General features: G+C 59.0%; 24 protein-coding genes, 1 tRNA gene and 2 pseudogenes. 13 read left to right on the top strand and 14 right to left on the bottom strand.

Annotated features, from left to right (window positions below; translation table 11 throughout):
* Positions 1–78: 78 nt before the first annotated feature.
* Positions 79–1,386, top strand: coding sequence for an MFS transporter (locus AB4P90_RS08255; RefSeq protein ID WP_014717456.1), 1,308 nt, complete (start codon positions 79–81; stop codon positions 1,384–1,386).
* On the top strand, positions 1,383–2,141 hold the full coding sequence (locus AB4P90_RS08250) for a substrate-binding domain-containing protein (protein ID WP_032903168.1): 759 nt from the start codon (positions 1,383–1,385) through the stop codon (positions 2,139–2,141). Before AB4P90_RS08255 ends, AB4P90_RS08250 begins: the two co-directional genes overlap by 4 nt.
* Here the strand turns inward: AB4P90_RS08250 and AB4P90_RS08245 are convergent.
* Positions 2,133–3,035 carry a LysR family transcriptional regulator gene (locus AB4P90_RS08245; protein WP_020301045.1) on the bottom strand — a complete coding sequence of 301 codons (903 nt, stop codon included), beginning with the start codon at positions 3,033–3,035 and terminating at the stop codon, positions 2,133–2,135. The genes AB4P90_RS08250 and AB4P90_RS08245 overlap by 9 nt on opposite strands.
* A 210-nt stretch (positions 3,036–3,245) precedes the next feature.
* Here AB4P90_RS08245 and AB4P90_RS08240 point away from each other — a divergent pair, with 210 nt between their 5' ends.
* Positions 3,246–3,650, top strand: a complete 405-nt coding sequence (locus AB4P90_RS08240; protein ID WP_081088297.1) for a type II toxin-antitoxin system ParD family antitoxin — start codon at positions 3,246–3,248, stop codon at positions 3,648–3,650.
* On the top strand, positions 3,647–4,000 hold the full coding sequence (locus AB4P90_RS08235; RefSeq protein WP_020301043.1) for a type II toxin-antitoxin system RelE/ParE family toxin: 354 nt from the start codon (positions 3,647–3,649) through the stop codon (positions 3,998–4,000). The genes AB4P90_RS08240 and AB4P90_RS08235 overlap by 4 nt, the downstream gene beginning before the upstream one ends.
* An 18-nt stretch (positions 4,001–4,018) precedes the next feature.
* Here AB4P90_RS08235 and AB4P90_RS08230 read toward each other — a convergent pair whose 3' ends face one another.
* The 3 genes from AB4P90_RS08230 to AB4P90_RS08220 form a co-directional block, all read right to left on the bottom strand.
* Complete coding sequence (locus AB4P90_RS08230; protein WP_073843545.1) at positions 4,019–5,071, bottom strand: histone deacetylase family protein; 1,053 nt, start codon at positions 5,069–5,071, stop codon at positions 4,019–4,021.
* A gap of 134 nt (positions 5,072–5,205) precedes the next feature.
* The gene (locus tag AB4P90_RS08225; protein WP_019818457.1) at positions 5,206–6,438 is read right to left on the bottom strand and encodes a Zn-dependent hydrolase; all 1,233 of its coding nucleotides are present in this window, start codon (positions 6,436–6,438) and stop codon (positions 5,206–5,208) included.
* An 11-nt stretch (positions 6,439–6,449) separates the two neighbouring features.
* Positions 6,450–7,766, bottom strand: a complete 1,317-nt coding sequence (locus AB4P90_RS08220) for an MFS transporter (protein WP_395605795.1) — start codon at positions 7,764–7,766, stop codon at positions 6,450–6,452.
* 157 nt (positions 7,767–7,923) lie between these two features.
* Between AB4P90_RS08220 and AB4P90_RS08215 the strand changes: the two genes are divergently transcribed.
* The 4 genes and pseudogenes from AB4P90_RS08215 to AB4P90_RS08200 all read left to right on the top strand — a co-directional run bounded on the left by AB4P90_RS08215 (position 7,924) and on the right by AB4P90_RS08200 (position 11,045).
* Positions 7,924–8,865: a LysR family transcriptional regulator gene (locus tag AB4P90_RS08215; protein ID WP_014717448.1), complete on the top strand. Its 942-nt coding sequence runs from the start codon at positions 7,924–7,926 to the stop codon at positions 8,863–8,865.
* Positions 8,866–8,971: 106 nt separating this feature from the next.
* A pseudogene (locus AB4P90_RS08210) lies at positions 8,972–9,285 on the top strand (type II toxin-antitoxin system RelE/ParE family toxin).
* Positions 9,286–9,287: 2 nt separating this feature from the next.
* On the top strand, positions 9,288–9,575 hold the full coding sequence (gene nadS / locus AB4P90_RS08205) for a NadS family protein (protein WP_014717446.1): 288 nt from the start codon (positions 9,288–9,290) through the stop codon (positions 9,573–9,575).
* Positions 9,576–9,818: 243 nt separating this feature from the next.
* On the top strand, positions 9,819–11,045 hold the full coding sequence (locus AB4P90_RS08200) for an MFS transporter (protein ID WP_014717445.1): 1,227 nt from the start codon (positions 9,819–9,821) through the stop codon (positions 11,043–11,045).
* Between the two features lie 73 nt (positions 11,046–11,118).
* On the opposite strand, the gene AB4P90_RS08195 is transcribed toward AB4P90_RS08200, so the two are convergent.
* A complete protein-coding gene (locus tag AB4P90_RS08195; protein WP_019818461.1) occupies positions 11,119–11,373 on the bottom strand; it encodes a DUF6124 family protein in 255 nt (84 codons plus the stop codon).
* Between the two features lie 406 nt (positions 11,374–11,779).
* Here AB4P90_RS08195 and AB4P90_RS08190 point away from each other — a divergent pair, with 406 nt between their 5' ends.
* Both AB4P90_RS08190 and AB4P90_RS08185 read left to right on the top strand, forming a co-directional pair.
* Positions 11,780–12,019 carry a type II toxin-antitoxin system RelB/DinJ family antitoxin gene (locus AB4P90_RS08190; protein WP_014717442.1) on the top strand — a complete coding sequence of 80 codons (240 nt, stop codon included), beginning with the start codon at positions 11,780–11,782 and terminating at the stop codon, positions 12,017–12,019.
* Positions 12,009–12,302, top strand: a pseudogene (locus AB4P90_RS08185) (type II toxin-antitoxin system RelE/ParE family toxin). The gene AB4P90_RS08190 and the pseudogene AB4P90_RS08185 overlap by 11 nt, the downstream one beginning before the upstream one ends.
* A gap of 95 nt (positions 12,303–12,397) precedes the next feature.
* Here the strand turns inward: AB4P90_RS08185 and AB4P90_RS08180 are convergent.
* From AB4P90_RS08180 to dapA, 5 genes are all read right to left on the bottom strand, one after another.
* Positions 12,398–12,487 (bottom strand) — tRNA-Ser (locus AB4P90_RS08180).
* 83 nt (positions 12,488–12,570) lie between these two features.
* Positions 12,571–13,284: a phosphoribosylaminoimidazolesuccinocarboxamide synthase gene (gene purC / locus AB4P90_RS08175; protein WP_005786030.1), complete on the bottom strand. Its 714-nt coding sequence runs from the start codon at positions 13,282–13,284 to the stop codon at positions 12,571–12,573.
* A 27-nt stretch (positions 13,285–13,311) separates the two neighbouring features.
* Positions 13,312–14,070 carry an MBL fold metallo-hydrolase gene (locus AB4P90_RS08170; protein ID WP_014717370.1) on the bottom strand — a complete coding sequence of 253 codons (759 nt, stop codon included), beginning with the start codon at positions 14,068–14,070 and terminating at the stop codon, positions 13,312–13,314.
* Positions 14,071–14,074: 4 nt separating this feature from the next.
* Positions 14,075–15,190 (bottom strand): outer membrane protein assembly factor BamC, encoded by a 1,116-nt coding sequence (bamC, locus tag AB4P90_RS08165; RefSeq protein ID WP_395605794.1) that lies wholly within the window; start codon positions 15,188–15,190, stop codon positions 14,075–14,077.
* 17 nt (positions 15,191–15,207) lie between these two features.
* Positions 15,208–16,086, bottom strand: a complete 879-nt coding sequence (gene dapA / locus AB4P90_RS08160; RefSeq protein ID WP_014717368.1) for a 4-hydroxy-tetrahydrodipicolinate synthase — start codon at positions 16,084–16,086, stop codon at positions 15,208–15,210.
* Positions 16,087–16,348: 262 nt separating this feature from the next.
* On the opposite strand from dapA, the gene AB4P90_RS08155 reads away from it, so the two are divergent.
* Both AB4P90_RS08155 and AB4P90_RS08150 read left to right on the top strand, forming a co-directional pair.
* Positions 16,349–16,909 (top strand): glycine cleavage system protein R, encoded by a 561-nt coding sequence (locus AB4P90_RS08155; protein ID WP_003189463.1) that lies wholly within the window; start codon positions 16,349–16,351, stop codon positions 16,907–16,909.
* 14 nt (positions 16,910–16,923) lie between these two features.
* The gene (locus tag AB4P90_RS08150) at positions 16,924–17,397 is read left to right on the top strand and encodes a peroxiredoxin (protein ID WP_014717367.1); all 474 of its coding nucleotides are present in this window, start codon (positions 16,924–16,926) and stop codon (positions 17,395–17,397) included.
* A 19-nt stretch (positions 17,398–17,416) separates the two neighbouring features.
* On the opposite strand, the gene AB4P90_RS08145 is transcribed toward AB4P90_RS08150, so the two are convergent.
* On the bottom strand, positions 17,417–17,656 hold the full coding sequence (locus AB4P90_RS08145; RefSeq protein WP_014717366.1) for a sulfurtransferase TusA family protein: 240 nt from the start codon (positions 17,654–17,656) through the stop codon (positions 17,417–17,419).
* A 95-nt stretch (positions 17,657–17,751) separates the two neighbouring features.
* On the opposite strand from AB4P90_RS08145, the gene AB4P90_RS08140 reads away from it, so the two are divergent.
* Positions 17,752–19,185: a M48 family metalloprotease gene (locus tag AB4P90_RS08140; RefSeq protein WP_003189458.1), complete on the top strand. Its 1,434-nt coding sequence runs from the start codon at positions 17,752–17,754 to the stop codon at positions 19,183–19,185.
* A 68-nt stretch (positions 19,186–19,253) separates the two neighbouring features.
* Here AB4P90_RS08140 and AB4P90_RS08135 read toward each other — a convergent pair whose 3' ends face one another.
* The 3 genes from AB4P90_RS08135 to AB4P90_RS08125 form a co-directional block, all read right to left on the bottom strand.
* The gene (locus tag AB4P90_RS08135; RefSeq protein ID WP_014717365.1) at positions 19,254–20,690 is read right to left on the bottom strand and encodes a DegQ family serine endoprotease; all 1,437 of its coding nucleotides are present in this window, start codon (positions 20,688–20,690) and stop codon (positions 19,254–19,256) included.
* Positions 20,691–20,923: 233 nt separating this feature from the next.
* Complete coding sequence (locus tag AB4P90_RS08130) at positions 20,924–21,883, bottom strand: MucB/RseB C-terminal domain-containing protein (RefSeq protein WP_014717364.1); 960 nt, start codon at positions 21,881–21,883, stop codon at positions 20,924–20,926.
* Between the two features lie 16 nt (positions 21,884–21,899).
* Positions 21,900–22,487: a sigma-E factor negative regulatory protein gene (locus AB4P90_RS08125; protein ID WP_395605793.1), complete on the bottom strand. Its 588-nt coding sequence runs from the start codon at positions 22,485–22,487 to the stop codon at positions 21,900–21,902.
* Between the last annotated feature and the right edge of the window lie 18 nt (positions 22,488–22,505).

Raw genomic sequence — 22,505 nt, 5'->3', positions numbered from 1 at the left:
ATTTCTAAATGTGTCAGCCAATATCCAAAGTCTTAAGCGAAACAAGCACTTTAAAAAGAACGCTGGAGACACAAAACCATGACGACCCCTTCCCGGCCTGCGGCTGCCCCCTCCAAAGTAGGCGCTGTATTGCGCGTTACTTCGGGCAACTTCCTCGAACAGTTCGACTTCTTTCTGTTCGGTTTCTATGCCACCTATATCGCTGCCGCGTTCTTCCCGGCCGCTAATGAGTTTGCGTCATTAATGATGACCTTCGCCGTGTTCGGCGCTGGCTTCCTGATGCGTCCATTGGGCGCGATCATTCTGGGTGCCTACATCGACGACGTGGGCCGTCGCAAAGGCTTGATCGTGACCTTGTCGATCATGGCCAGCGGTACGCTGCTGATCGTACTGGTGCCCAGTTATCAGACCATCGGCCTATGGGCACCGTTTCTGGTGCTGTTGGGGCGCCTCCTGCAAGGCTTCTCGGCCGGCGCGGAGCTGGGTGGCGTGTCGGTGTACCTGTCCGAAATGGCTACGCCGGGCCGTAAAGGCTTCTACACCAGCTGGCAGTCGGGCAGCCAACAGATCTCCATCGTCGTCGCCGCGGCCCTGGGTTATGGCCTGAACGTGTGGATGGAACCTGCGGTGGTGGCCGATTGGGGCTGGCGTATTCCGTTTGCCGTCGGTTGCGTGATCATTCCGTTTATCTTCGTGTTGCGTCGCAACCTGCAGGAAACCGAAGAGTTCGCCAACCGCAAGCATCGCCCGACCATGCGTGAAGTGATGGCGACCCTGGTGAAGAACTGGACCGTGGTCATCGGCGGCATGCTGATGGTGGCCATGACCACCACCGCGTTCTACCTGATCACTGTGTACGCACCGACCTTCGGCAAAACCGTGTTGCACCTGAGCACCTCGGACGCCCTGCTGGTGACCTTGCTGGTCGCGATTTCGAACTTCTTCTGGCTGCCAATCGGCGGCACGTTAAGCGACCGCTTCGGCCGCAAACCGGTGCTGATTGCCATGACAGTGCTGACTGTCCTTACGGCTTATCCGGCATTGTCCTACGTGGTCAACGCACCAAGCTTTGCGCACATGCTGGAAACCCTGCTGTGGTTCTCGTTCCTGTATGGCATGTATAACGGCGCGATGATCCCGGCGTTGACTGAAATCATGCCGGTGGAAGTGCGTGTGGCGGGTTTTTCCCTGGCCTACAGCCTGGCGACAGCAGTGTTCGGTGGCTTTACCCCGGCGATCTCCACCTGGTTCATTCACATCACTGAAGACAAGGCTTCACCTGCGTATTGGATGATCTTTGCCGCGCTGTGTGCATTGTGTTCGACCCTGGCGTTGTATCGCCGCGCCAATACCCGTGGCCAAGTCCTGCAGGAGGCCGCGCAATGAAGCCGCTGTTCAAGACCCTCACCGCTGTCGTCCTCGGCACCCTGGCGCTGGCCGCCCAGGCTGAGCAACTCAAAGTCATGACCTCGGGCGGCTTCACCGCCGCGTATAAGTTGCTCGGCCCGCAATACGCCAAGCAAAGTGGTGACACCCTCGAGACCATTCTTGGCCCGTCCATGGGCAAGGCGCCGGAAGCGATTCCCAACCGCCTGGCCCGTGGCGAGCACGCCGATGTGGTGATCATGGTCGGCTATGCCCTGGACGAATTGATCAAACAAGGCAAAGTCGACCCCGCCTCCCGCGTGGAATTGGCGGACTCGCGGATCGGCCTGGTGGTGAAGGAAGGTGCGGCCAAACCTTCGATCAATACCGACGCCGAGCTCAAGGCTGTGCTGAGCCAAGCCAAGTCGGTGGCCTATTCGGATAGCGCCAGCGGCGTGTATGTCGAGAAGCAATTGTTCAAGAAACTCGGCATGCCGGCCAAGGGCACCATGATCGAACGCGTGCCGGTGGGCGAGCAGGTGGCCAAGGGCGATTACGAGGTCGGCTTGCAACAAGTGGCGGAGCTGTTGCCAGTCAAGGGTGTAACGTTTGTGGGCAAGATACCGGAAGACGTGCAGTCGGTGACGCGCTTTGCCGCGGGCATTCCGGTGAACGCCGAACACCCGGAGCAGGCCAAGGCGCTGTTGCAGTTCATGGCATCGCCCGAGGCCCAGCCAGAGGTGCAATCCACCGGCCTGGACTCGGTGTCACGCTGACCGGAACGGCATCTCCCGCACCAACCGCTCCAACTCCAGCGCCGCCGGTGGCAATGTCCGCCCGCGGCGCTTGATCAAGCCCACATTGCGCAGCACCTGGGGCTCCACCAGCGGCACACTGACCAGAATCGGGTGAGTGTGCGCCGGCATCGCAATCGACGGCACCATCGCTACGCCCAACCCTGCCTCCACCAGCCCGATCATCGTGGTCACGTGGTGCGTCTCGCAGATACTCGGCTTTTTCACCCGCACCCCTCGCAGGGCCTGGTCGAGCAGGAAGCGGTTGCCCGACGTCTTATCCACCTCGATGTAGTCATGCTCATAGGCCTCGGTCCAGCTCACGCTGTCACGCTCAGCCAACGGGTGGTCACGCCGACAGGCCAACACATAGCGCTCCTGCAACAGCAACTCGAATTCCACCTCATCGGCCAGGCTGCCGCTGAAACTCACACCAAAGTCCGCCTCGCCGCTGGCCACCGCATTGCACACCTCGCCGGCACTGGCATCCAACACCCGCAGGCGAATCTTCGGGTACAGCTTATGGAATTCGGAGATCACGTGGGGCATGAAGTAGTACGCGGTAGACGGCACGCAGGCGATGGTGACGTTGCCCATGCGTGTGGACGCGACGTTGCTGATGCCCATCAAGGCGATGTCCAGATCATCGAGCATTCGCTCCACCTGGGGCAAAAACGCACGCCCGACCATGGTCAGGCTGACCCGCCGCGTGGTGCGTTCGAACAGCTTTACATCCAGCGCGGATTCGAGCTTTTCGATACGCCGGCTGAGGGCCGGTTGCGAGATACGGATGGCCTCGGCAGCGCCACGAAAACTGCCCTTGTCCACCACGGCGCGGAAGGCTTGGAGGTCGTTGAGGTCGAAGTTGATGATCACGGGAGGCTGGCCAAAGGTGGTCGAGGTGACAAGCATTATCGTATGGGAGCCGGTGGGACGCCATGTATGCCGAGACGGTTTGCCGAGATCATCCTGTTACACATATGAAGTCATACATATCAGCAAGTTATCGGCCGCGTACGGCCACGCGATCGCCAAAACGGGTCAATACTTGGGGCCTGACCTACACAACTGGAGACGTAGCAACTCATGGAAACCTACCCCTTCTGGATGGACGACGAGGCGCCGGGCATCGGCATCGATCAGTTGCTTCTTGCATCGCGCCAATGGTCGAGTAGGATTGAATCGTACTCAACCCTGGCGGATAACCCCATGCGCTCAACCCAGCAAATGAGCATCACCTTGCCCCTTGAAATGGCTGCCATGGTCAAAGCCAAGGTGGCTGCTGGCGAATATGCCAGCGAAAGTGAAGTGATTCGCGATGGCCTGCGGGCGTTGCTGGCGCGTGATCGTGCCATGGAAGATTGGCTCAGAGACGAAGTCATCCCAGCAGCGACCGCCCTTGAGGCGAAGCCTGAGCTTGGGTTATCGCCAGAACAGGTCCGCGAACATATGGCCGCCAGACGACGGGGCAAAGGCACAGGGCAAGCGTGAGCTACTCGGTAGTTTTTTCGCCCGAGGTCTTGGCGCAGCTCGATGCCCTCGAAGACTACATCAGCGATGTGGGCTCCCCTCTTGTAGCGGTGCGTTTTATCGACAATCTTGTCAGCTACTGCGAAAGCCTTGCCCTGTTTCCCTTGCGCGGCATGCACCGTGACAACCTGCTGAAAGAATTGCGCATCACTCACTATCGTAGCAGCACCATTATTGCGTTCAGGGTGAAGCCTGACTTCAAAACGGTATCGATAGTGGGGGTGTTTTACGGCGGGCAAGACTACACGGCGTTGTTGCATGCAGATGAGAACGAACACCCGACAAGGGCTGAAAAGCCTGCTGAAAACTGATCAGCAGGCTTTTAGCGTTCAATCACCCTTTAGCGAAGGGCCTGATAGCGCGTTCCACGCCGTTGGTGCACCGAAAAACGCCTGGGCATTACTGTCCAACGTTTCCAAGTGATACCCGCCTTCCTGCACGATCACGCAGGGTAACCCCAGCGCGCGGATGCGGGCTCCCAACCGCGCAAAGCCTTCCCGCGTCACCGCGACTTTGCTTTGTGGGTCCAGCTCGTAGATATCGAAGCCCAGTGACAACACCAGCACATCCGCCGAAAAGTCCTTCACCGCTGCCAGGGCCTGCTCCAGCTTTTCGAAGAACACCGCTTCGCTGGCACCATGGGGCATCGGCAGGTTGAGGTTATACCCCTCGCCGGCGCCACCGCCTTTTTCCTCGGCAAAGCCTGCCACGCCAGGATAGAAGTTGGTCGGGTCGCCGTGGATCGACACATACAGCACGTCGTCGCGGTCGTAGAAAATTTCCTGGATGCCTTGGCCGTGATGCATATCGGTATCGAGCACGGCGACACGCTGGAAACCTTGGCGCAGTGCTTGCGCAGCCACGGCCGCATTGTTGATGTAACAGAAGCCACCGGCCGCGTCGAAGCGGGCGTGATGGCCCGGGGGCCGGCACAAGGCGTAGGCGGCAGGGGCGCCATCGAGGATGTCTCCCGCTGCGGCGATGGCGCTTTGGGCTGACCAATAAGCCGAGCGCCAGGTCAACTCACCGATGGGGCAACTGCCATCGGCCAGGTAGCGTGCCGCCTGGGCCAGGATGCCGCGCAAGGCATTGGGTTCACGCACGAAGATGTTGGACATGACTTCGTCGCCCCAGTCTTCGGGGATTTCTTTCCAGCGCTGGTGAGCTTCTTGAAGAAAAGCCAGGTAGTCGCCGCCGTGCACGGCGAGCAACGGATCCAGACCGTAGTCGGCCGGTTGCTGGATATCGAAGCCCAGGGTTTGCGCAGCCAGCAACAGGTTGCGCGCGCGCTCGGGAACCTCCTGGGGCGTGCGCATCTGGCCGCGGGAGTAGTAACTACGTGGGTGATGCAGGAGTTGTTCGGGGTGGAAAAACGCCTTCATGAGTTGCTCCTGAATAAACACAAAACCTGTGGGAGCTGACTTGCCTGCGATAGCGGTGAATCAGGCAGTACATTGTTCTCTGACAGTCCGCTATCGCAGGCAAGCCAGCTCCCACAGGGGTGCGGCGTCGGCCTTTAGAAATGAACATGCCCGGCGCGTTTCAAGACGGCGTTAAGCAATACATCGGTGCCCTGGCGCACATCGTCGGGCAAGACATCTTCGGCTTCATTGTGGCTGAGGCCGCCAACGCAGGGGATGAAGATCATGGCGGTGGGACAATAGCGCGCCAGGTGAATCGCATCGTGGCCGGCACCGCTGACGATGGTCTGCTGGCTGTAGCCCAAGCCGTCCACCGCAGCCTGCACGCAAGCCACGCATTCGGCGTCGAACGGCGTGGCCGGGCTGATCCAGTGAGGCGTGATGGTGACGCTCAGGCCACGGTGGTCAGCGATAGCCTGCAGGCGTGCACGCACTTGCTGCTCCATGGCGTCGATGTCGGCGTCGCGGTGATGGCGCAGGTCGACGGTAAAATTGAGCAAGCCGGGAATAGTGTTGCGCGACGACTTGGCGATGCTCAGTTCACCCACAGTGGTGAGGCCCTGCGGGGCAAAATCGGCAGCGAGATTTTCCAGGGCCTGGATCATTTTCGCCGCGCCGTACAGCGCATCTTTACGCAACGGCATCGGCGTGGTCCCGGCGTGCGCGGCCATGCCTTCGACCCGTACATCAAGCCAGCGAATCGCTTGACCACCGGTGACTACGCCGATGCTGTTGGCGTTGTCTTCCAGGATCGGGCCTTGCTCGATATGCGCCTCGAAATACGCATCTACTGCGCCACCCAACGGGCGCTCACCGTTGTAGCCGATGGTGCGCAACGCCTCGTTCACGCTGATACCGTCTACATCGGCGGTTGCCAGTGCCTTGTCCAGGGCGAGCGTGCCGGTGAACACCGCCGAGCCCAGCATGGCCGGGGTGAAACGGGCGCCCTCCTCGTTGGTCCACACTGCAATTTCCAATGGCTTGCGTGTCTGGATGCCGTGGTCGTCAAGGCTGCGGATCACCTCCAGGCCAGCCAACACGCCGTACACCCCATCGAAGCGTCCACCTTCGGGCTGGGTATCCAGGTGGCTGCCCATCATCACAGGGGCTGCGTCCTTATCGGTGCCGCCGCGGCGGGCGAACAGGTTGCCAATAGCGTCCACGCTCAACGTCAGGCCAGCGGCTGTACACCAGTGGCTGAACAGCTCACGACCGGCCTTGTCTTCAGCGCTCAATGCCAGACGGCAGCTGCCACCGCGTGCCGTCGCGCCGATCTCGGCCATGTCCATCAGGCTATGCCACAGGCGCTCGCCATTAATCTTCAACATTACTGACTCCCTCAACTGTGTGCCATTTCCAGGCGGTGAGCCGTGGCGTGGCGGCGGGACAAGGCCAGCACGCACACCAACGAGACCGCCGCGATCACGCTGTAAAACACTGCCATCGGCCACCATTGGCCAAGGTATTGATGAGCCAGCCAGGTGCCGATCAGCGGCGTCAAACCACCGACCAACGCGCCGCATACCTGGTAGGCGAGGGAAATCGCGGTGTAGCGCACACGGGTTTCAAACAGGCCGCTGACAAAACCTGCGATGACGGCGTAGAACGACGCCATGCACACCACCGCCAAGGCAATGCCGAGGATGATCAAGGGCGCCTGGCCGCTGCTGACCAAGACGAACATCGGATACGGCGAAGCCATTGCCAGTACACACATGGCGCACAGGAACCGCGTAGCGCCGACCTTCTCCGCCACCCAGGCGGCCAATGGCTGAACGCAGAACTGGATAATGGCAACGAAGAACAGGCATTCCAGGATCAGCGATCGCGGTAGGTCCAATTGCTGAGTGCTGTAGGCAATCATGAACGTGTTAGTGAAATACACGCCGGCAATCCCCAACGTATTGGCGCCAATGCACAGCAATAGCGGGCGCCAAGCGGTCTTCAGCACTTCGAGGACGGGGGCTTGGTCCTTTTTAATAGCTCGGGCCTTTTCCGCCAGGGCCTTGTCTTCAAGGAACTCCGGCGACTCGTTCACACCCAGGCGAATCGCCAGGCCGACCACTAGCAGTAAGGCGCTGGCCAGGAACGGCAGGCGCCAGCCCCAACTGAGCAGGTCTTCTTCCGGCAGACGAGTGACGGCGCTGAACGCCAGCAAGGACAGAATCAAACCGGCCGGGCTGCCCAACTGCGCGAAAGATGCAAAGAAGTTACGTCGCCCCTTTGGCGCATGTTCCCCGGCCATCAACACCGCCCCACCCCACTCGCCGCCGACCGCAATGCCCTGCACCACTCGCAACAGTATCAGCAGCACTGGCGCGGCAGCGCCGATCTGCGCATAGGTCGGTAACAGGCCGATGCACACCGTCACCACGCCCATCATCACGAGGGTAATCACCAGGGACTTCTTGCGCCCGATGCGGTCGCCGATATGGCCAAACACGATGCCGCCCAACGGCCGTGCGAAAAAGCCCACGGCGAAGGTGCCGAAGGCGGCCATGGTGCTGAACAGTTTATCGTCGGAAGGGAAGAACAGCTGACCGAACACCAGCGCGGCGGCGGTGGCATAGATGTAAAAGTCGTACCACTCGATCATGGTGCCGATAAAGGCGGCGGCCGCGGCACGGCGAGGCTGCGGCGAAGCAGAAGGCTTCATGGGGCTGGCTCCTTTGGTTATTTTTTTGGCAGGAGAAGATCAAACCAGTGCGCTCTGGTGGCGCTCGTTAAGCCCGATTTTTCGGCCTGGGGCTATGATTAGTCAATTTTCTATTTATTATCTTAATTATAAAAACTGCTTATTATCGAGCGATGCCATGCCCGAATCCCGCCGCGATATTCACCCCCTGCTCAACGACCGCCTGGACTGGAACCTGCTGCGCACCTTCCGCGTGATCGGCCAGGAACTGAGCATCAGCCGCGCTGCTGCCCGCCTGCATCTGACGCAACCGGCGATCAGCCAGGCGCTCAAGCGCCTGGAAGAACAGCTGGATTGCCAGCTCATCCTGCGCCGTGGCCCGCGCTTCGTACTCACCGAGGCGGGTGAACAGATCTTCGCCATTGCCGGGGAGATGTACGGCCAGGTTTCGCAGATGAGCAACGCCCTGCAAAAGCCGGGTGATGAAGTGATCGGCAAAGTGCGCTTGCTGATGATCAGCCGGATTAATTCCGACACTTTCGATGACTTTCTCGCAGGCTTTCATCGCGAGCACCCACGGGTAGACCTGGAGGTCGAAGTGATGCGCAGCTCCGACATTGTTGCCGCGCTGCTGGAAAAAACCGCGACCCTGGGGCTCAGCCTCAACCGCCGGCCACAACCGCGCCTGGAACAGCATCTGTTTCTGCGTCAGCGTTATGCGTTTTTTTGTGGGAAACACCACCCATTGTTCGGACGCACAGGGTTGGTCGAAGGGGATCTGCAATCGGAAAATTTCGTGAGCTTTACCAGCGACCAGATTGGCGGGATGCTCTCGCCGCTGACTATTTTCCGTGATCAGCAAGGGTTCGGCGGGCGGATTGTGGCGTCGTCATCCAGCCTGGAAGAAGTGCGGCGCCTGGTGATTGCCGGGTATGGCCTGGGATGCCTGCCAGTGCATGTAGTGGCCGAAGATGTGCAGAACGGGCTGCTCTGGCGGCTGCCGCCGGATGAGGGCATTGCGGATGTGGATATTCACGTGCTTTGGAACCGGGAGCAGAAGATGAGTCGGGCGGAGGGGGTGTTTATTGAGTGCCTTTTGGAGCGGTTGGCCAGAACATAATTGGCCGCATCCGAGTGCGCCAAAAAGCAGTTACAACTCACCGGATGCGCACCGAAGCGCGCACGGCTAGGATTGCAGCGAACTAAGCCAATGGCGTACATTAGCGATGATTTTCATTGAGACATCGGTCTTCACACGTCGCGTTAAAGAATTGATCGACGAAGATGCCTACACGGCCTTTCAGAACGTGCTTGTAGTGAATCCCGCTGCAGGCGATGTGATTGAGGGTACGGGCGGTATCCGCAAAATACGAGTAGCAGCCAAGAGCCATGGTAAACGAGGCGGGGCACGTGTGATCTATTAGCACTTCGCCTCGGCATCACAGATTGTTTTACTGATGATCTATCCCAAAAATGAACAGCAGACTTGAGCGCCGACGAACGCAAGTCACTGAAGGCTGCGATTGAGCACTGGAGATAGCTATGAGCCGACTTTTTGATGAATTGATGGAAAGCGTTCAAGAGATGAACGAGATCCTGCGCGGAGAACGGGAGCCATCCCGTGAATTTCATGTCGACTCAATGCGAGTTAAAGAGATCCGTAAGGCAACAGGGCTGACCCAGGCTAAATTCGCAGCGCTGATTGACGTTCAGCTCGGTACGTTGCGCAACTGGGAGCAGGGTCGTCGCGAACCTACTGGGCCGGCAAAGGCGTTGTTGAAAGCTATCCATAACGACCCGGTACATGTACTGAACGCGCTGGCTAGCTAAAATAAAACTCCCCCCCTGCACCTTAAACATCGTCATAACCGGAAAAGCTCGGAGCTGACTCAACTTCGGGCTTTTTCGTTTGTGATGCTGAGTGAGGACTCTTCAAAAACCTCACATCGATAGCACTGATGATTACTATCGAAACGAGCGCCTGCTCGATTGCCAACACTGATTCCTATAATCGCCCCAGCTTCCCTCTCCTGCGTCTGACCTCAGGCGACTTTCACCTTGGAATCCCACACCATGCCAAGCGCGAGCCAGGCCTCTAACGGCCTTCCCGAACATAATCAACAAAGCGTCAAACAGCAGTGGCTGGCGATTCTTTCGGTCGCCGTGGGTGCCTTTGCCCTGGTGACCAGTGAATTCCTGCCGGTGGGCGTACTCAACGACGTCGCCAGCGACCTGGGTATCAGTGCCGGTCACGCCGGATTGATGGTCACATTACCCGGCATCATGGCCGCCCTCGCCGCGCCGTTTCTGTCGGTCAGCATTGGCGCCATGGACCGTCGCTACCTGCTGATTGGCCTGACACTGGTGATGATCATCGCCAACTCGGTGGTGGCCTTTGCCACCGATTTCAGCCTGCTGCTGTTCGGCCGCGTATTGCTCGGCATCAGCATCGGCGGCTTCTGGGCCACCGCCATTGCCCTCAGCGGGCGGCTGGCGCCCAAAGGCGTGGGGGTTGCGAAAGCCACCTCGATCATCATGATGGGCGTAACCCTGGCCACCGTGTTGGGCGTACCGGTAGGTACATGGCTCAGCGGCCTGATGGGCTGGCGCATGACCTTCCTGGTCACGGCGTTGGTGGGCATTCCGGTACTGCTGGCGCAGATCTTCCTGCTGCCGCGACTCACCCCGGAGAAAGCCATTCAGATCCGTGACCTGCCGGCTTTGTTTATCAACCCACAAGCACGGGTCGGGTTGATCGCCGTGCTGCTGATCGGTCTCGCACACTTTGCCGCATACACCTATGTCGCACCGTTCTTTAAACACAGCTCCGGCTTCGACGGACCGACGATTGGCTCGCTGTTGTTGCTGTATGGCGTGGCTGGGGTGCTGGGCAATATCTTCGCCGGCTTTGCCGCCAACCGCAGCGTACGCAACACCCTGTTGCTGGTCGCACTGATGATCGGCACCAGCACCGCGCTGTTCCCCTACTTCGCCACCGGCATGACCGGCGCGGCGATGCTGATCGCCCTGTGGGGCTTCGCCTTCGGGGCTTTCCCGGCCTGCGCGAGCATCTGGATGTTCGTCGTGGCGCCCAAGGATGTAGAACGCGGCATGCCGCTGTTTGTGGCGCTGTTTCAGGTGATCATTGCCCTGGGCTCGTTCTTTGGCGGGCGGATCGTCGACCAGATGGGCAGCTCGGTGTTGTTGAGCCTGGCCACGGTGTTGGTGGGTTTCGGATTTGCGACCGTGCTGGTGTTGGGACGCAAGGTGAGTAATAGCCTGGTGGCGCAGCCAGCCTGACCGGGTTGTAGGCGCAAAAAAGCCTGCTGAGCATTGAGCTCAGCAGGCTTTTTTCGTTTCAGGGAGCAGGTATTTATTTGGCCGTGGGGAAATCACGCTCAAGGACAGCATCCACCAAGGCTTGCGCGTTCTCGATCAATTGAGCCAGGGCCATGATCACGGGCGACTGCGTGCTGACTGGATCTTCGGCGCATTGGTAGGCGGATTGAAGGGCGGATGAGAGGGTTTCGGTGGCGTTTATAAGGGTTTCTTCGGTGCCGACATCATCGGCTACGCAAAAGATTTTGCGTGCATGCCCTTCGGTAGAATCAGCGGTGATCTTATTCATGATGTAACCCCAGCCAACGCAACCCTGCACGAAAACTGCCGAACCTGCACAACGTAAGCACCTGTTTCGGCAAAGCTTGGTAACCAGAATCTCCACCGGGAACCTTGTGTGCATAAGCCTGCGAGCTAGTCTCAAAAAGTCGCCGCCGTGGCGACACACTGTCAAGGGTGCTGATATGCCAACGAGATATCGCGATGCGGTCACAGGTGAATACGTAACCGAGCAAGAGGCGAAGAAAAGACCAAGGGAAACGGTGAAAGAAACCGATAAAAAGCGCCCGGCAAAGCCGACGGCCAAAAAGTAGGATCAACAGATGAGAGCGACTGCCGTATGTCCAGACAAACTTGCCAATGAAACCCGATTGCTCCAATGTAATGACCATCGTCATTACACAAGGAGCTATCCCTTGGCATCTATCAACATTCGTATCGATGACGACCTGAAAGCTCGCGCCTACCTGGAGCTGGAGAAACTTGGTGTCACCCCTTCCGAACTGATACGCCAGGCGTTGCAATATGTTGCCGAGCGCGGCCAGTTGCCATTTAAGCCTGTGCTGATGACTGAAGAGGATGAAGCCTTGATGGCGACCGTACGTGAGCGTCTTGCTTCGCCTCAACGCGTAAGGGTTTCTTTGGATGACCTATAGCCTTGATTTTGATGCGCGTGCATTGAAAGAATGACAAAAGCTCGGTGACACCCTCCGTCAGCAACTCAAAAAGAAGCTGGTCGAAATCCTGAACAACCCACGTATTGAGGCTAATCGCCTACATCGCCTGCCTGACTGCTACAAGATCAAACTGCGTAGTAGCGGGTACAGGCTGGTGTATCAAGTGATCGATCAGGAAATTGCGGTGTTCGTGGTCGCCGTTGATAAACGTGAGCGTGATCAGGCTTATCGCAAAGCGTCTGAGCGCCTTGATCAGCGTTAGGCAGGACTGGAAAATATCCCTGAAGCAGTCGCTGATAAAGACTGGAAATGAAAAAGCCCCGCAGCTTATTCAGCTGCGGGACTTTTTCTATGTAATGGCGGAGAGATAGGGATTCGAACCCTAGGTACCGGTGAAGGTACAACGGATTTCGAATCCGTCCCATTCGGCCACTCTGGCATCTCTCCAACGGCGCGCATCATAACAGTGTGTTTCGCGGAAGCAAACCCCAAAGGTGATTTTTTTCCGTGCTATCAGATGCTTGCGTCGATTACAGCGGTACGCCGAGACGATTGGCGACTTCTTCGTAGGCTTCGATCACGTCACCGAGGCCTTGGCGGAAGCGGTCTTTGTCCATCTTCTTCTTGGTGTCCTTGTCCCACAGGCGGCAGCCGTCCGGGCTGAATTCGTCGCCCAGGACGATGGAGCCGTCGTGGAATACGCCGAATTCGAGCTTGAAGTCCACCAGCAACAGGCCGGCGTCGTCGAACAGCTTGGTCAGCACGTCGTTGACCTTGAGGGACAACTCCTTCATGCGCGCCAGTTGCTCAGCGGTGCCCCAGCCGAACGCCACGACGTGGGATTCGTTGATGAACGGGTCGCCCTTGGCGTCGTCCTTCAAGAACAGTTCGAACGTGTAAGGGTTGAGCTTGAGGCCCTCTTCCACGCCCAAGCGCTTGACCAGGCTGCCGGCGGCGTAGTTGCGCACGACGCATTCCACCGGGATCATGTCGAGCTTCTTGACCAGGCACTCGTTGTCGCCCAGCAGTTTGTCGAATTGGGTCGGGATACCGGCCGCTTCGAGCTTCTGCATGATGAAGGCGTTGAACTTGTTGTTCACCATGCCTTTGCGATCCAGTTGTTCGATGCGCTTGCCGTCGAACGCCGAGGTGTCGTTGCGAAACAGCAGGATCAGGCGGTTGGCGTCGTCGGTCTTGTACACCGACTTGGCTTTACCGCGGTAGAGTTCTTCACGTTTTTCCATGATGGGCTCCGCTTTGAGTAAGGTGGGCTAGGCGATGTGTCGCCAGTCGAGCCCTGAATCTTGATCGGCCAGTTGCAGCCAGTCCGGGTCGCACCCTAGGGTGTCGACAAAACATTGCCGGGCAAGCGTCGGCAGGTTGTTCTTGCTGCTGAGGTGAGCCAGGACCAGATGTTGCAGGTCTTGCCAGCCCAACTCGTACACCAGGTATGCGGCCTGGTGGTTGTTCAAATGTCCCAGCTCGCCGCCCACCCGTTGCTTGAGAAAGTAAGGGTAATGACCGCGTGCCAGCAGGTCTCGGCAGTGGTTGGACTCGATCATCAAGGCATCGAGGTCCCGGTAACCCTCCAGCACCTTGGCGCAATAAGAACCCAGGTCGGTGAGCACACCGAAGCGCCGCTCACCGTCACTGAATACGTATTGCGTCGGCTCCTGGGCATCGTGGGCAACCGCGACGACATTGATGCTCAGGGCACCGATTTGCAGTTGCTCGCCACCAGCCAGAAAACCTGCCGGCTCGATGGGTTTGCGCATCCCGCGCAACGTGCCGCGGCTCATGTACACCGGCAGATTGTAGCGCCGAGACAGTAAACCCACGCCATGCACGTGGTCGGCATGTTCGTGGGTCACTAGAATCGCGCTCAACTGCGCCGGGTGAACACCGAGGCGCAGCAGGCGTCGCTCGGTTTCTCTTAACGAGAAACCACAATCGACCAGCACATACGTGTCATCGTGGGCGACCAGCGTACCGTTCCCTTGGCTACCGCTGCCGAGAACGGCAAAACGCATCGGATCAGCCCAGGTTGTCTTGAATCACCCCCAACACTTTGCGCGCTGTTTCAGCTGGCGCGACGGTGTTGATGTTCTTCTCGACGGTGACTTGCACGCTTTCGCCCACCTTGCTCAAACGAACCTGATAACGCTCGGCACGGGTTTCGATCTCTTCCTTGGTCGGCGCGCTGCCGAACAATTTGCCGAAGAAACCTGGCTCGTCGTCCTTCTTCTCAGCCTTTTCAGCCACGTTGATGTAGTACAGGCCCAGGCTGCGGTTGATGTCTTCAACGCGCCAAGGGCCCTGCTCCAACGCGCGGCCAACACTGGCCCAGGCACGGTCGAGGTCTTCACCCAGGTTCAGCACGACGTTGCCACTGCCGTCTTCGGTGAGGCTGACGCGGCTAGGGGTGTCGTAATCACGGGCGGCGAGCAAGGATACGGAACCGCCCTTCTCGGAAATACGGCTCATGCTGGCGAGCATTTCGTCGACCAGCGCGGCGTCAACACCCGTGTTGACCGAACGTGGAGTGAAATCGACGTTGGCTGTGCTGCCTGCAGGACGCTCGGCGCTGACCACATAGATTTCGCTGGTGTTGCGCTGCACGCCTGGCTCGATGCGCACACGCACACGAGCTTCGCTGTCGGCGGCAACACCGCCCGCCAGCAGGCGCTGGGCCATGTTGGCGGACAGCTCGCGACCTTGCTGCCACGCGGTGGTGAACTCACCGGTCTGCGGGCGTTGCTGGTCGATGCTAAAACCGTTGTCCTGGAAGAACTGCACCGCCACCGGCCAGACCTCGGCAGGCGGACGCTGAGCCACGATCCAACGATTGTCGCCGCTTTTTTGCAGGCTGTAGTCGCTGGCATCGGCCACGGACATAATCGGCTGTGGGCGTGGCACTACGTACTCACCCTTGACCGTGTCGTCGGCAACGTTGCGTGGAATCGGCAGCAGCGGGTCAAGGCGCTTGGCGACATTGACATCAGGCGGCAGTTGCATCGGTTTGGTTGCTTGCGCTTCCAGGTAATCGCTGCCGCGGTCACGGAAGTAGCCTTCCGGGCCCCATACCCAACCGCAGCCACTGGTGCTGGAGATAATCAAGGCAAGTGCGGAAAGTCCGGCCAATCGCTTCATGCGTAGTGCTTCCTCAATTAAACCAGGACGCCGGACTGGCGCAGGGCCTGTCGCAGCGGTTCGTGACAGGCTTCGCTGAGGCGGGTGAGCGGCAGACGGATACCGTCCGGCATCAGGCCCATCTCAAACAGCGCCCACTTCACGGGAATAGGATTGGATTCGATAAACAGTGTCTTGTTGAGCGGCATCAGCTTCTCGTGGATCGCACGCGCGGTGGCTGCATCGCCCGCGATGGCGGCGGCACACATATCGCTCATGGCGCGCGGGGCCACGTTGGCGGTCACGGAGATGTTGCCCTTGCCACCCAGCAGGATCAGCTCGACAGCGGTGGCGTCGTCACCGGAATACACCAGGAAGTCGCTGCTCACGCCGGCCAGGATGTCCTTGGCGCGCTGCAGGTCGCCGGTGGCTTCCTTGATGCCGATGATGTTCGGCACGGTGGACAGGCGGATCACGGTCTCGGCCTTCATGTCGCACGCGGTGCGACCCGGTACGTTGTAGAGGATCTGCGGGATCTGCACGGCTTCGGCGATGGCTTTGAAGTGCTGGTACAAGCCTTCCTGGGTCGGCTTGTTGTAGTACGGAGTCACCAGCAGGCAAGCGTCGGCGCCGGCCTTCTTGGCGTTCTTGGTCAGCTCGATCGCTTCACGCGTCGAGTTGGCGCCCGTACCGGCGATCACGGCAATGCGGCCCGCTACGCGCTTGACCACGAATTCGATCACCTGGATGTGTTCTTCCACATCAAGGGTGGCCGATTCACCTGTGGTGCCGACCGCCACAATGGCGTTGGTGCCCTCTTGCAGGTGGAAGTCCACCAGTTTGCCCAGGCTGTCCCAGTCGAGACGACCTTGTGCATCCATGGGTGTGACCAGTGCCACCATACTGCCCGCAATCATGCAACCGCTCCTGCCGGAAAAAGAGAGCCGTAATGGTACTGGCGCCAAGATGCTTGTACAAGCGAAGTACCGCGTGAGGATGCGTTCTGGCGCAACTAAACGACGGGCAATGCCATCATTAGGCCAAAGCACCGCCCCAAGCGGGCTGATCACGCAATGAAAACGCCACCTCCTAGCCCTTGGCGACGCTTTTCGCTACCCTTGATCCTTTGATCGATACCGCCCACACGGTATCGACCGCTCATCGCTTTAGGAAGGCTGCATGTCCACCCCCACAGTTCGCGAACAATTCCTTGTTATCAGTGCCCTCGGCGCCAACCCCATGGAGCTGACCAACGTCCTGTGCCGCGCCAGCCATGAGAACCGCTGCGCCGTCGTGACCTCCCGCCTCACCCGCCATGGCGAGTGCAGTGCGCTGGTCCTGCAGATTTCTGGCTCCTGGGATGCCTTGGCGCGTCTGGAAACCGGCCTGCCAGGCCTGGCCAAGAAGCATGATTTCACCGTCAACGTGGTACGCAGCGCTGCCCTGGAAAACCGTCCCCAGGCCCTGCCTTACGTAGCCTATGTCAGCTCGGCCTACCGTTCGGACATCGTCAACGAGTTGTGCCAGTTCTTTATCGACCACAACGTCGAGCTGGAAAACCTGACCTGTGACACCTACCAGGCGCCACAAACCGGCGGCACCATGCTCAATGCCACCTTTACCGTGACCTTGCCGGCCGGTGTACAGATCAGTTGGTTGCGCGACCAGTTCCTGGATTTCGCCGATGCCCTGAACCTCGACGCCTTGATTGAGCCATGGCGCCCACAGAACCCAATGTAAGGAAGTACTTCTCTATGCCGGTAGCCATCGACACACCCGTGGCCGATTTCGAGGCCCAGGCCACCAGCGGCCAGACCTTCAGCCTTGCAGCCTTCAAGGGCAAGCAAGTGGTGATCTACTTTTACCCGAAGGACAGCACCCCTGGCTGCACCACCGAAGGCCAGGGTTTTCGTGACCAGTACGCCGCGTTCAAGGCCGCCAACACCGAAGTGTTCGGCGTGTCGCGTGACAGCGTGAAGTCCCACGAGAACTTCAAGGGCAAACAGGAATTTCCGTTCGAGCTGATCAGCGATAAGGACGAAGCGGTCTGCCAGCTGTTTGATGTAATCAAGTTGAAGAAGCTGTATGGCAAGGAATACCTGGGCGTGGATCGCAGCACCTTCCTGATCGACAGCCAAGGCGTCCTGCGTCAGGAATGGCGCGGCGTGAAAGTGCCGGGCCATGTTGATGCGGTTCTGGCGGCAGCGCAGGCGCTGAACAAGGCTTGATCTTGCCTCGATAAGGCCTTCAGGCCTTGCGCAACCAATAACGGTACACACCCTCGGCGGCGTCTTCATGCTCCAGGGTGTGGCCGGCCAGCTTGGCAAAGGTGCGAAAATCACGCTGGGAGCCGGCGTCGGTAGCAGTCACCTTGAGCACGGCACCACTGGCCATTTTATTGAGCTCCAGCTTGGCCTTTAGCAATGGTAAAGGGCAGTTCAGACCGCTGGCGTCGAGTTCGGCGTCACAGGCTACAGCGTCGGTCATGGTGTTACTCCAGGCAAACATTCGGGCTGCTTAGAATATCTGGTCCCAAGCTCAGTGTCCGGCTACAGTAAGCTCTTTGTCGAAAGGCTTTGTGCATGACTTTTTTGCGCCCTACCCTGCTGACGCTGGCCTGCCTGCTGGCCTCCCCGGCCTTCGCTGACGACCTGCCGTCACTTGGTGATGCCAGTTCTGCCATTGTCTCGCCGCAACAGGAATACCAACTGGGCCGCGCCTGGCTGGCCTACCTGCGCGGCCAGGTTTCGCAACTCAACGACCCGCAACTCAAGGATTACGTTGAAACCAGCGTGTACAAGCTGGTGGAGACCAGCCAGGTCAATGACCGGCGCCTGGAATTCATCCTGATCAACAGCCCACAGCTCAACGCCTTTGCGGCTCCCGGTGGGATCGTCGGGGTCAACGGCGGCCTGTTTCTCAATGCACAGACCGAAGGTGAATACGCGTCGGTACTGGCCCACGAACTGGCACACTTGTCCCAGCGCCACTTCGCCCGAGGCGTGGAAGCGCAATCACGCATGCAACTGCCGATGATGGCCGCCCTGCTTGGGGGCATTATCGCCGCTGCTGCGGGTGCCGGTGATGCCGGTATCGCCGCGATTGCCGGCTCACAAGCCGCCGCGATCCAGGAACAGCGCCGCTTCTCCCGCCAGAACGAGCAAGAGGCCGACCGCATCGGTATTCTCAACCTGGAGAAAGCCGGCTACGACCCGCGCTCCATGCCCACCATGTTCGAACGGCTGATGCGCCAATACCGCTTCGACGCCAAGCCGCCGGAATTCCTGCTGACTCACCCGGTAACCGAATCGCGTATCGCCGACACCCGCAACCGCGCCGAACAAGCCAAACCTGGCGGCAAGGAAGACAGCCTGCGCTATCAATTGATTCGCGCACGGGTGCAGCTCAAATACGAAGACACGCCAGGTCTGGCCGCCAAGCGCTTCCAGGCACAGCTGGATGAAAACCCTAAAAATGATGTAGCGCGTTATGGCCTGGCCATCGCCCAGATCAAGGGTACTCAACTCAAGGAAGCGCGGGAAAGCCTGGCGCCGTTGCTGGCCAAGGCGCCTAACGACATCACCTACAACCTGGCCCAAATCGAACTGGACATCACCAGCAACCGCATGCCGGATGCGCAGCAACGTACCGACCGCATGCTCACCCAGTACCCCAGCAACTATCCATTGAACCAGGTGCGGGTAGATCTGTTGCTTAAACAGAACCGTACCGCCGATGCAGAAAAGGCGCTGGACGGGCTACTCAAGTCGCGGCCGGACGATCCGGACGTGTGGTATCAGGTTGCTGAAACACGCGGTTTGTCCGGCAACATTATTGGCCTGCATCAGGCTCGCGCTGAATATTTCGCATTGGTGGGGGATTTCCAGCAAGCCATCCAGCAGTTGGACTTTGCCAAGCGGCGTGCTGGCAATAACTTCCCGCTGTCCTCGCGCATCGACGCCCGTCAGCGTGAGCTGATCGAACAGGAGCGCCTGGTGAAAGGCATGATGAGCTGAACCCGCCGCCCACAAAAAAGCCCCGCTGCCGTTAACCGGCAGCGGGGCTTTTTTATAGGTCTAGCGGATTACTCAGCCAGCTTGAAGGTGATGAAGCTGGCACGGCCTTGACGCAGGACGCGCATCGACACCGAGCGATTCTTCGGCAACGCCTTGGCGATGTCGGCGAACTCCTTGGTGGTATCGATTGCCTGGTTGTTCAAGTGGGTGATCACGTCACCCGGTTGCAGGCCGATCAAGGCGGCTGGGCCGTCCTGAACTTCCTTGATCACGACACCGCTTTGCAGGTCGAAGGTTTTCTTCTGTTCGGCGGTCAGTTCAACCACGGCGATACCCAGGCGGTTGCTGCTGCGCTCGGCACCTGGCTTGGCGTTGCCCAGGGCGTCCAGGGTCGCGCCTTCTTCCGGAATTGCCCCAACGGTCAGTTCGACGTTCTGGCGCTTGCCGTCACGAATCACTTCCAGCTTGGCTTTGCCGCCGGCCTTGAGCGCGCCGACCAAATGAGGCAAGTCTGCCGACATGATGATCGGCTGGCCGTTCATGCTCAGGATTACATCGCCCACTTTCAGGCCGCCTTTGGCCGCAGGGCCATTGTCCTGAATCTGCGCAACCAGAGCACCGGCCGGCTTGTCGAGACCGAAGGACTCAGCCAGGTCCTTGTTCACTTCCTGGATTACCACGCCCAACCAGCCGCGGCTGACCTTGCCGCCGCTTTTGAGCTGATTGGAGACGTCCATGGCCACATCGATCGGGATCGCGAAGGACACGCCCATGAAGCCACCGGAGCGGGTGTAGATCTGCGAGTTGATCCCCACCACTTCGCCGGCCAGGTTGAACAGCGGGCCACCGGAGTTACCCGGGTTGATCGGCACGTCGGTCTGGATGAACGGTACGTAGTTCTCGTTTGGCAGGCTGCGACCGATGGCACTGACGATGCCTTGGGTAACGGTGTGGTCAAAGCCGAACGGTGAACCGATCGCGACCACCCACTGACCGGCTTTCAGGTCCTGAGACTTGCCCAGCTTAAGCACCGGCAAATCCTTGCCATCGATTTTGAGCAAAGCCACGTCGGAACGTGGATCGGTGCCAATCAGCTTGGCCTTGAGTTCACTGCGGTCGGCCAGGCGCACGAGAATCTCGTCGGCATCGGCAATCACATGGTTGTTAGTGAGGATGTAGCCGTCAGGCGAAATGATGAAGCCGGAGCCCAGGGACTGGGCTTCGCGCTGACCACCGCCACCACGGGGAGAGCGAGGTTGGGGCATCCCGCGCTCGAAGAACTCGCGCAACATGGGCGGCAAGCCTTCCAGGTCGGGCATCTGCTGGTTCGAGACTTTGCGATCCGGCAGCTTCTGCGTGGTACTGATGTTCACCACGGCAGGCGAGGCCTGCTCCACCAGCTGGGTGAAATCAGGCAGCTCGACCGCTTGCGCAGGTAAGGCCTGACCCAGCACCAGCACTGTGGCGACTATGGATAAGTAAGACTTCAAACGTGGTATCGACATACAGCTCCCGTTACGACGAGCAGGGTTAAGCGACAGGGTTCAATAAACGCCGGATACTGCGAGTGGCATTTTTGTTCCGCGAACAAACAAGGCCAGAGCCATCAAACCCTGACCTATAAAAAACATGGGAAGTTTTTGCAAGTGAAAATGCTGTCCAGAGATTTCATACGCCCAGCACCCAACGAAATTCGGGCCCAGATTGATAGACCAGGATGAACATAAGATTAACAATCTCAGGGCTTGGCGGCGGCTTTTTCACCACGCACCGACAACGCGATACGTTCAGCTGTGCCGATGGGAATTTCGCCCACCACCGTAACCATCATTTCGCCATCCACCGTATTCAATCGCCGGGATACTGCCACGGTCGGCCCAAGCTGAGCGCGGGTTTCATTTACATCAGCGCCGTTGGCTGACTCAAGAAACACCGAAAAACGCGCGAGCCCATCGTCATACATCAGGCTGTCGACGGTAGATTTCGTTTGGGGATCTTTGCGCGTAGCGCTGCTGATCTGTTGGAAACCAGGCGGTAGCCAGTCCAGATGCCACTTTTGCGTGGCAGACATGTCAGGAGATTTAGCGGCGGACATTGTTACCGGCGAACAGTCGCTGCCGGGCTGCAAGCTCTGCTCAGAAGGAGTGGCCGAAGTATCCAGGCGGGTGAACTGAAAACGCTCCAGCAACTGCCCCTGGTCATTTAGCAGCAAGGACTTGAGCGGCAGCGCAGTTTCACGGTCCAAGTGTAATTCAAACCCATAACGGTAGGGGTCACGCGGGCTGATCGACACAATCACCGCATTACGACCGGCCACACGGGATTTGCCAATGACGGCCAGATCATAGAATGAAGTGAGTTTTTTTGGATCAAGAATACGCGAGGGTGCCTCAGGCGAATGACCGAGACCGGCAACCAACGTGCCACTGACACATTGTGCCCGACCATCAACCCTGACCGCTTCTTGGGCGGAGCCGTCAAGTTGCAACAATCGTTCACGGACATGACCATCCTGGACGCGGTGCCAGATGTCATGGGTTGAAAAACTGCCGTTACGTTCGTAGACAAACGTACCTTCGAAGCTTTGCTGCTGCTCTGCACGCCCAAGTCGAGTCAGCCAGTCTTGGGCTTCATCGGCATGGGCGGATAGTGCAAACCAACTACTGAGCAAAAGCGCAAGGAGCGGTATGGCGCGCATAGGGCTCCTTAGCGAATCAGCGGTTTTCCTGGCTTGCTGCGCGAGCGTATGGCAGAGCGCTTTCAGTGCCTTTGGCGGCCGATTCCTGCGCATGTTGACGCAGGTAGCCTGGAAGGCGCTGATCTTGCCAGCCGGATTGCCCCTGAAGTACACCATTGGCCAGAGGGCCGGTGGTATCGGTGCTTTCCTTGTAGCCAGCCAGCACGGCCGGGCCTTTGACTTGCGGACCGGCCATGACCGGCTGCTGAGTCTGCTGGGCCAGCTCGTTGCCTGCGATCTCGTCCTGGTTGTACAGGCGAACGCCTGCCAACACAGCAACGGTCACCGAGGCGGCCACTGCCAGACGACCCAGGCTACGCCATGGACCACGCGAGGCTTTTGCCGGAACGGCTTCATCCGCCAGTGCAGCAGAAACGGCCGCAGCAATATCCAGACGAGGGATTAGGAGATCCTTGTGCATCACCGCCCGAGCGACTTGGTAACGAGACCAGGTATCACGGGTTTCGGCGTCATCAAATGCGTTGAGCACTCGACGAAGTTCCAGTTCATCCGCTTCGTTATCCATCACTGCGGACAGCGATTCCTGCAGGGCATCACGACTCATGGCGGTTCCTCTCTTGGC

Origin of the sequence: Pseudomonas sp. B16120 (assembly GCF_044218845.1) — a bacterium.
Classification (GTDB): Bacteria; Pseudomonadota; Gammaproteobacteria; order Pseudomonadales; family Pseudomonadaceae; genus Aquipseudomonas; species Aquipseudomonas paracarnis.
The sequence above is the reverse complement of the archived record's forward strand: the minus strand, read 5'-3'. Positions and strand labels throughout refer to the sequence as shown.

Bases quoted from the DNA above. Each gene is read 5' to 3' on its own strand.
- AB4P90_RS08125 (WP_395605793.1), bottom strand. From the start codon at position 22,487: ATGAGTCGTGATGCCCTGCAGGAATCGCTGTCCGCAGTGATGGATAAC.
- purC (WP_005786030.1), bottom strand. From the start codon at position 13,284: ATGGAAAAACGTGAAGAACTCTACCGCGGTAAAGCCAAGTCGGTGTAC.
- AB4P90_RS08155 (WP_003189463.1), top strand. From the start codon at position 16,349: ATGTCCACCCCCACAGTTCGCGAACAATTCCTTGTTATCAGTGCCCTC.
- AB4P90_RS08250 (WP_032903168.1), top strand. From the start codon at position 1,383: ATGAAGCCGCTGTTCAAGACCCTCACCGCTGTCGTCCTCGGCACCCTG.
- bamC (WP_395605794.1), bottom strand. From the start codon at position 15,190: ATGAAGCGATTGGCCGGACTTTCCGCACTTGCCTTGATTATCTCCAGC.
- AB4P90_RS08170 (WP_014717370.1), bottom strand. From the start codon at position 14,070: ATGCGTTTTGCCGTTCTCGGCAGCGGTAGCCAAGGGAACGGTACGCTG.
- nadS (WP_014717446.1), top strand. From the start codon at position 9,288: ATGAGCCGACTTTTTGATGAATTGATGGAAAGCGTTCAAGAGATGAAC.
- AB4P90_RS08135 (WP_014717365.1), bottom strand. From the start codon at position 20,690: ATGTCGATACCACGTTTGAAGTCTTACTTATCCATAGTCGCCACAGTG.
- dapA (WP_014717368.1), bottom strand. From the start codon at position 16,086: ATGATTGCGGGCAGTATGGTGGCACTGGTCACACCCATGGATGCACAA.
- AB4P90_RS08240 (WP_081088297.1), top strand. From the start codon at position 3,246: ATGGAAACCTACCCCTTCTGGATGGACGACGAGGCGCCGGGCATCGGC.
- AB4P90_RS08255 (WP_014717456.1), top strand. From the start codon at position 79: ATGACGACCCCTTCCCGGCCTGCGGCTGCCCCCTCCAAAGTAGGCGCT.
- AB4P90_RS08195 (WP_019818461.1), bottom strand. From the start codon at position 11,373: ATGAATAAGATCACCGCTGATTCTACCGAAGGGCATGCACGCAAAATC.
- AB4P90_RS08130 (WP_014717364.1), bottom strand. From the start codon at position 21,883: ATGCGCGCCATACCGCTCCTTGCGCTTTTGCTCAGTAGTTGGTTTGCA.
- AB4P90_RS08215 (WP_014717448.1), top strand. From the start codon at position 7,924: ATGCCCGAATCCCGCCGCGATATTCACCCCCTGCTCAACGACCGCCTG.
- AB4P90_RS08145 (WP_014717366.1), bottom strand. From the start codon at position 17,656: ATGACCGACGCTGTAGCCTGTGACGCCGAACTCGACGCCAGCGGTCTG.
- AB4P90_RS08225 (WP_019818457.1), bottom strand. From the start codon at position 6,438: ATGTTGAAGATTAATGGCGAGCGCCTGTGGCATAGCCTGATGGACATG.
- AB4P90_RS08230 (WP_073843545.1), bottom strand. From the start codon at position 5,071: ATGAAGGCGTTTTTCCACCCCGAACAACTCCTGCATCACCCACGTAGT.
- AB4P90_RS08200 (WP_014717445.1), top strand. From the start codon at position 9,819: ATGCCAAGCGCGAGCCAGGCCTCTAACGGCCTTCCCGAACATAATCAA.
- AB4P90_RS08140 (WP_003189458.1), top strand. From the start codon at position 17,752: ATGACTTTTTTGCGCCCTACCCTGCTGACGCTGGCCTGCCTGCTGGCC.
- AB4P90_RS08220 (WP_395605795.1), bottom strand. From the start codon at position 7,766: ATGAAGCCTTCTGCTTCGCCGCAGCCTCGCCGTGCCGCGGCCGCCGCC.
- AB4P90_RS08150 (WP_014717367.1), top strand. From the start codon at position 16,924: ATGCCGGTAGCCATCGACACACCCGTGGCCGATTTCGAGGCCCAGGCC.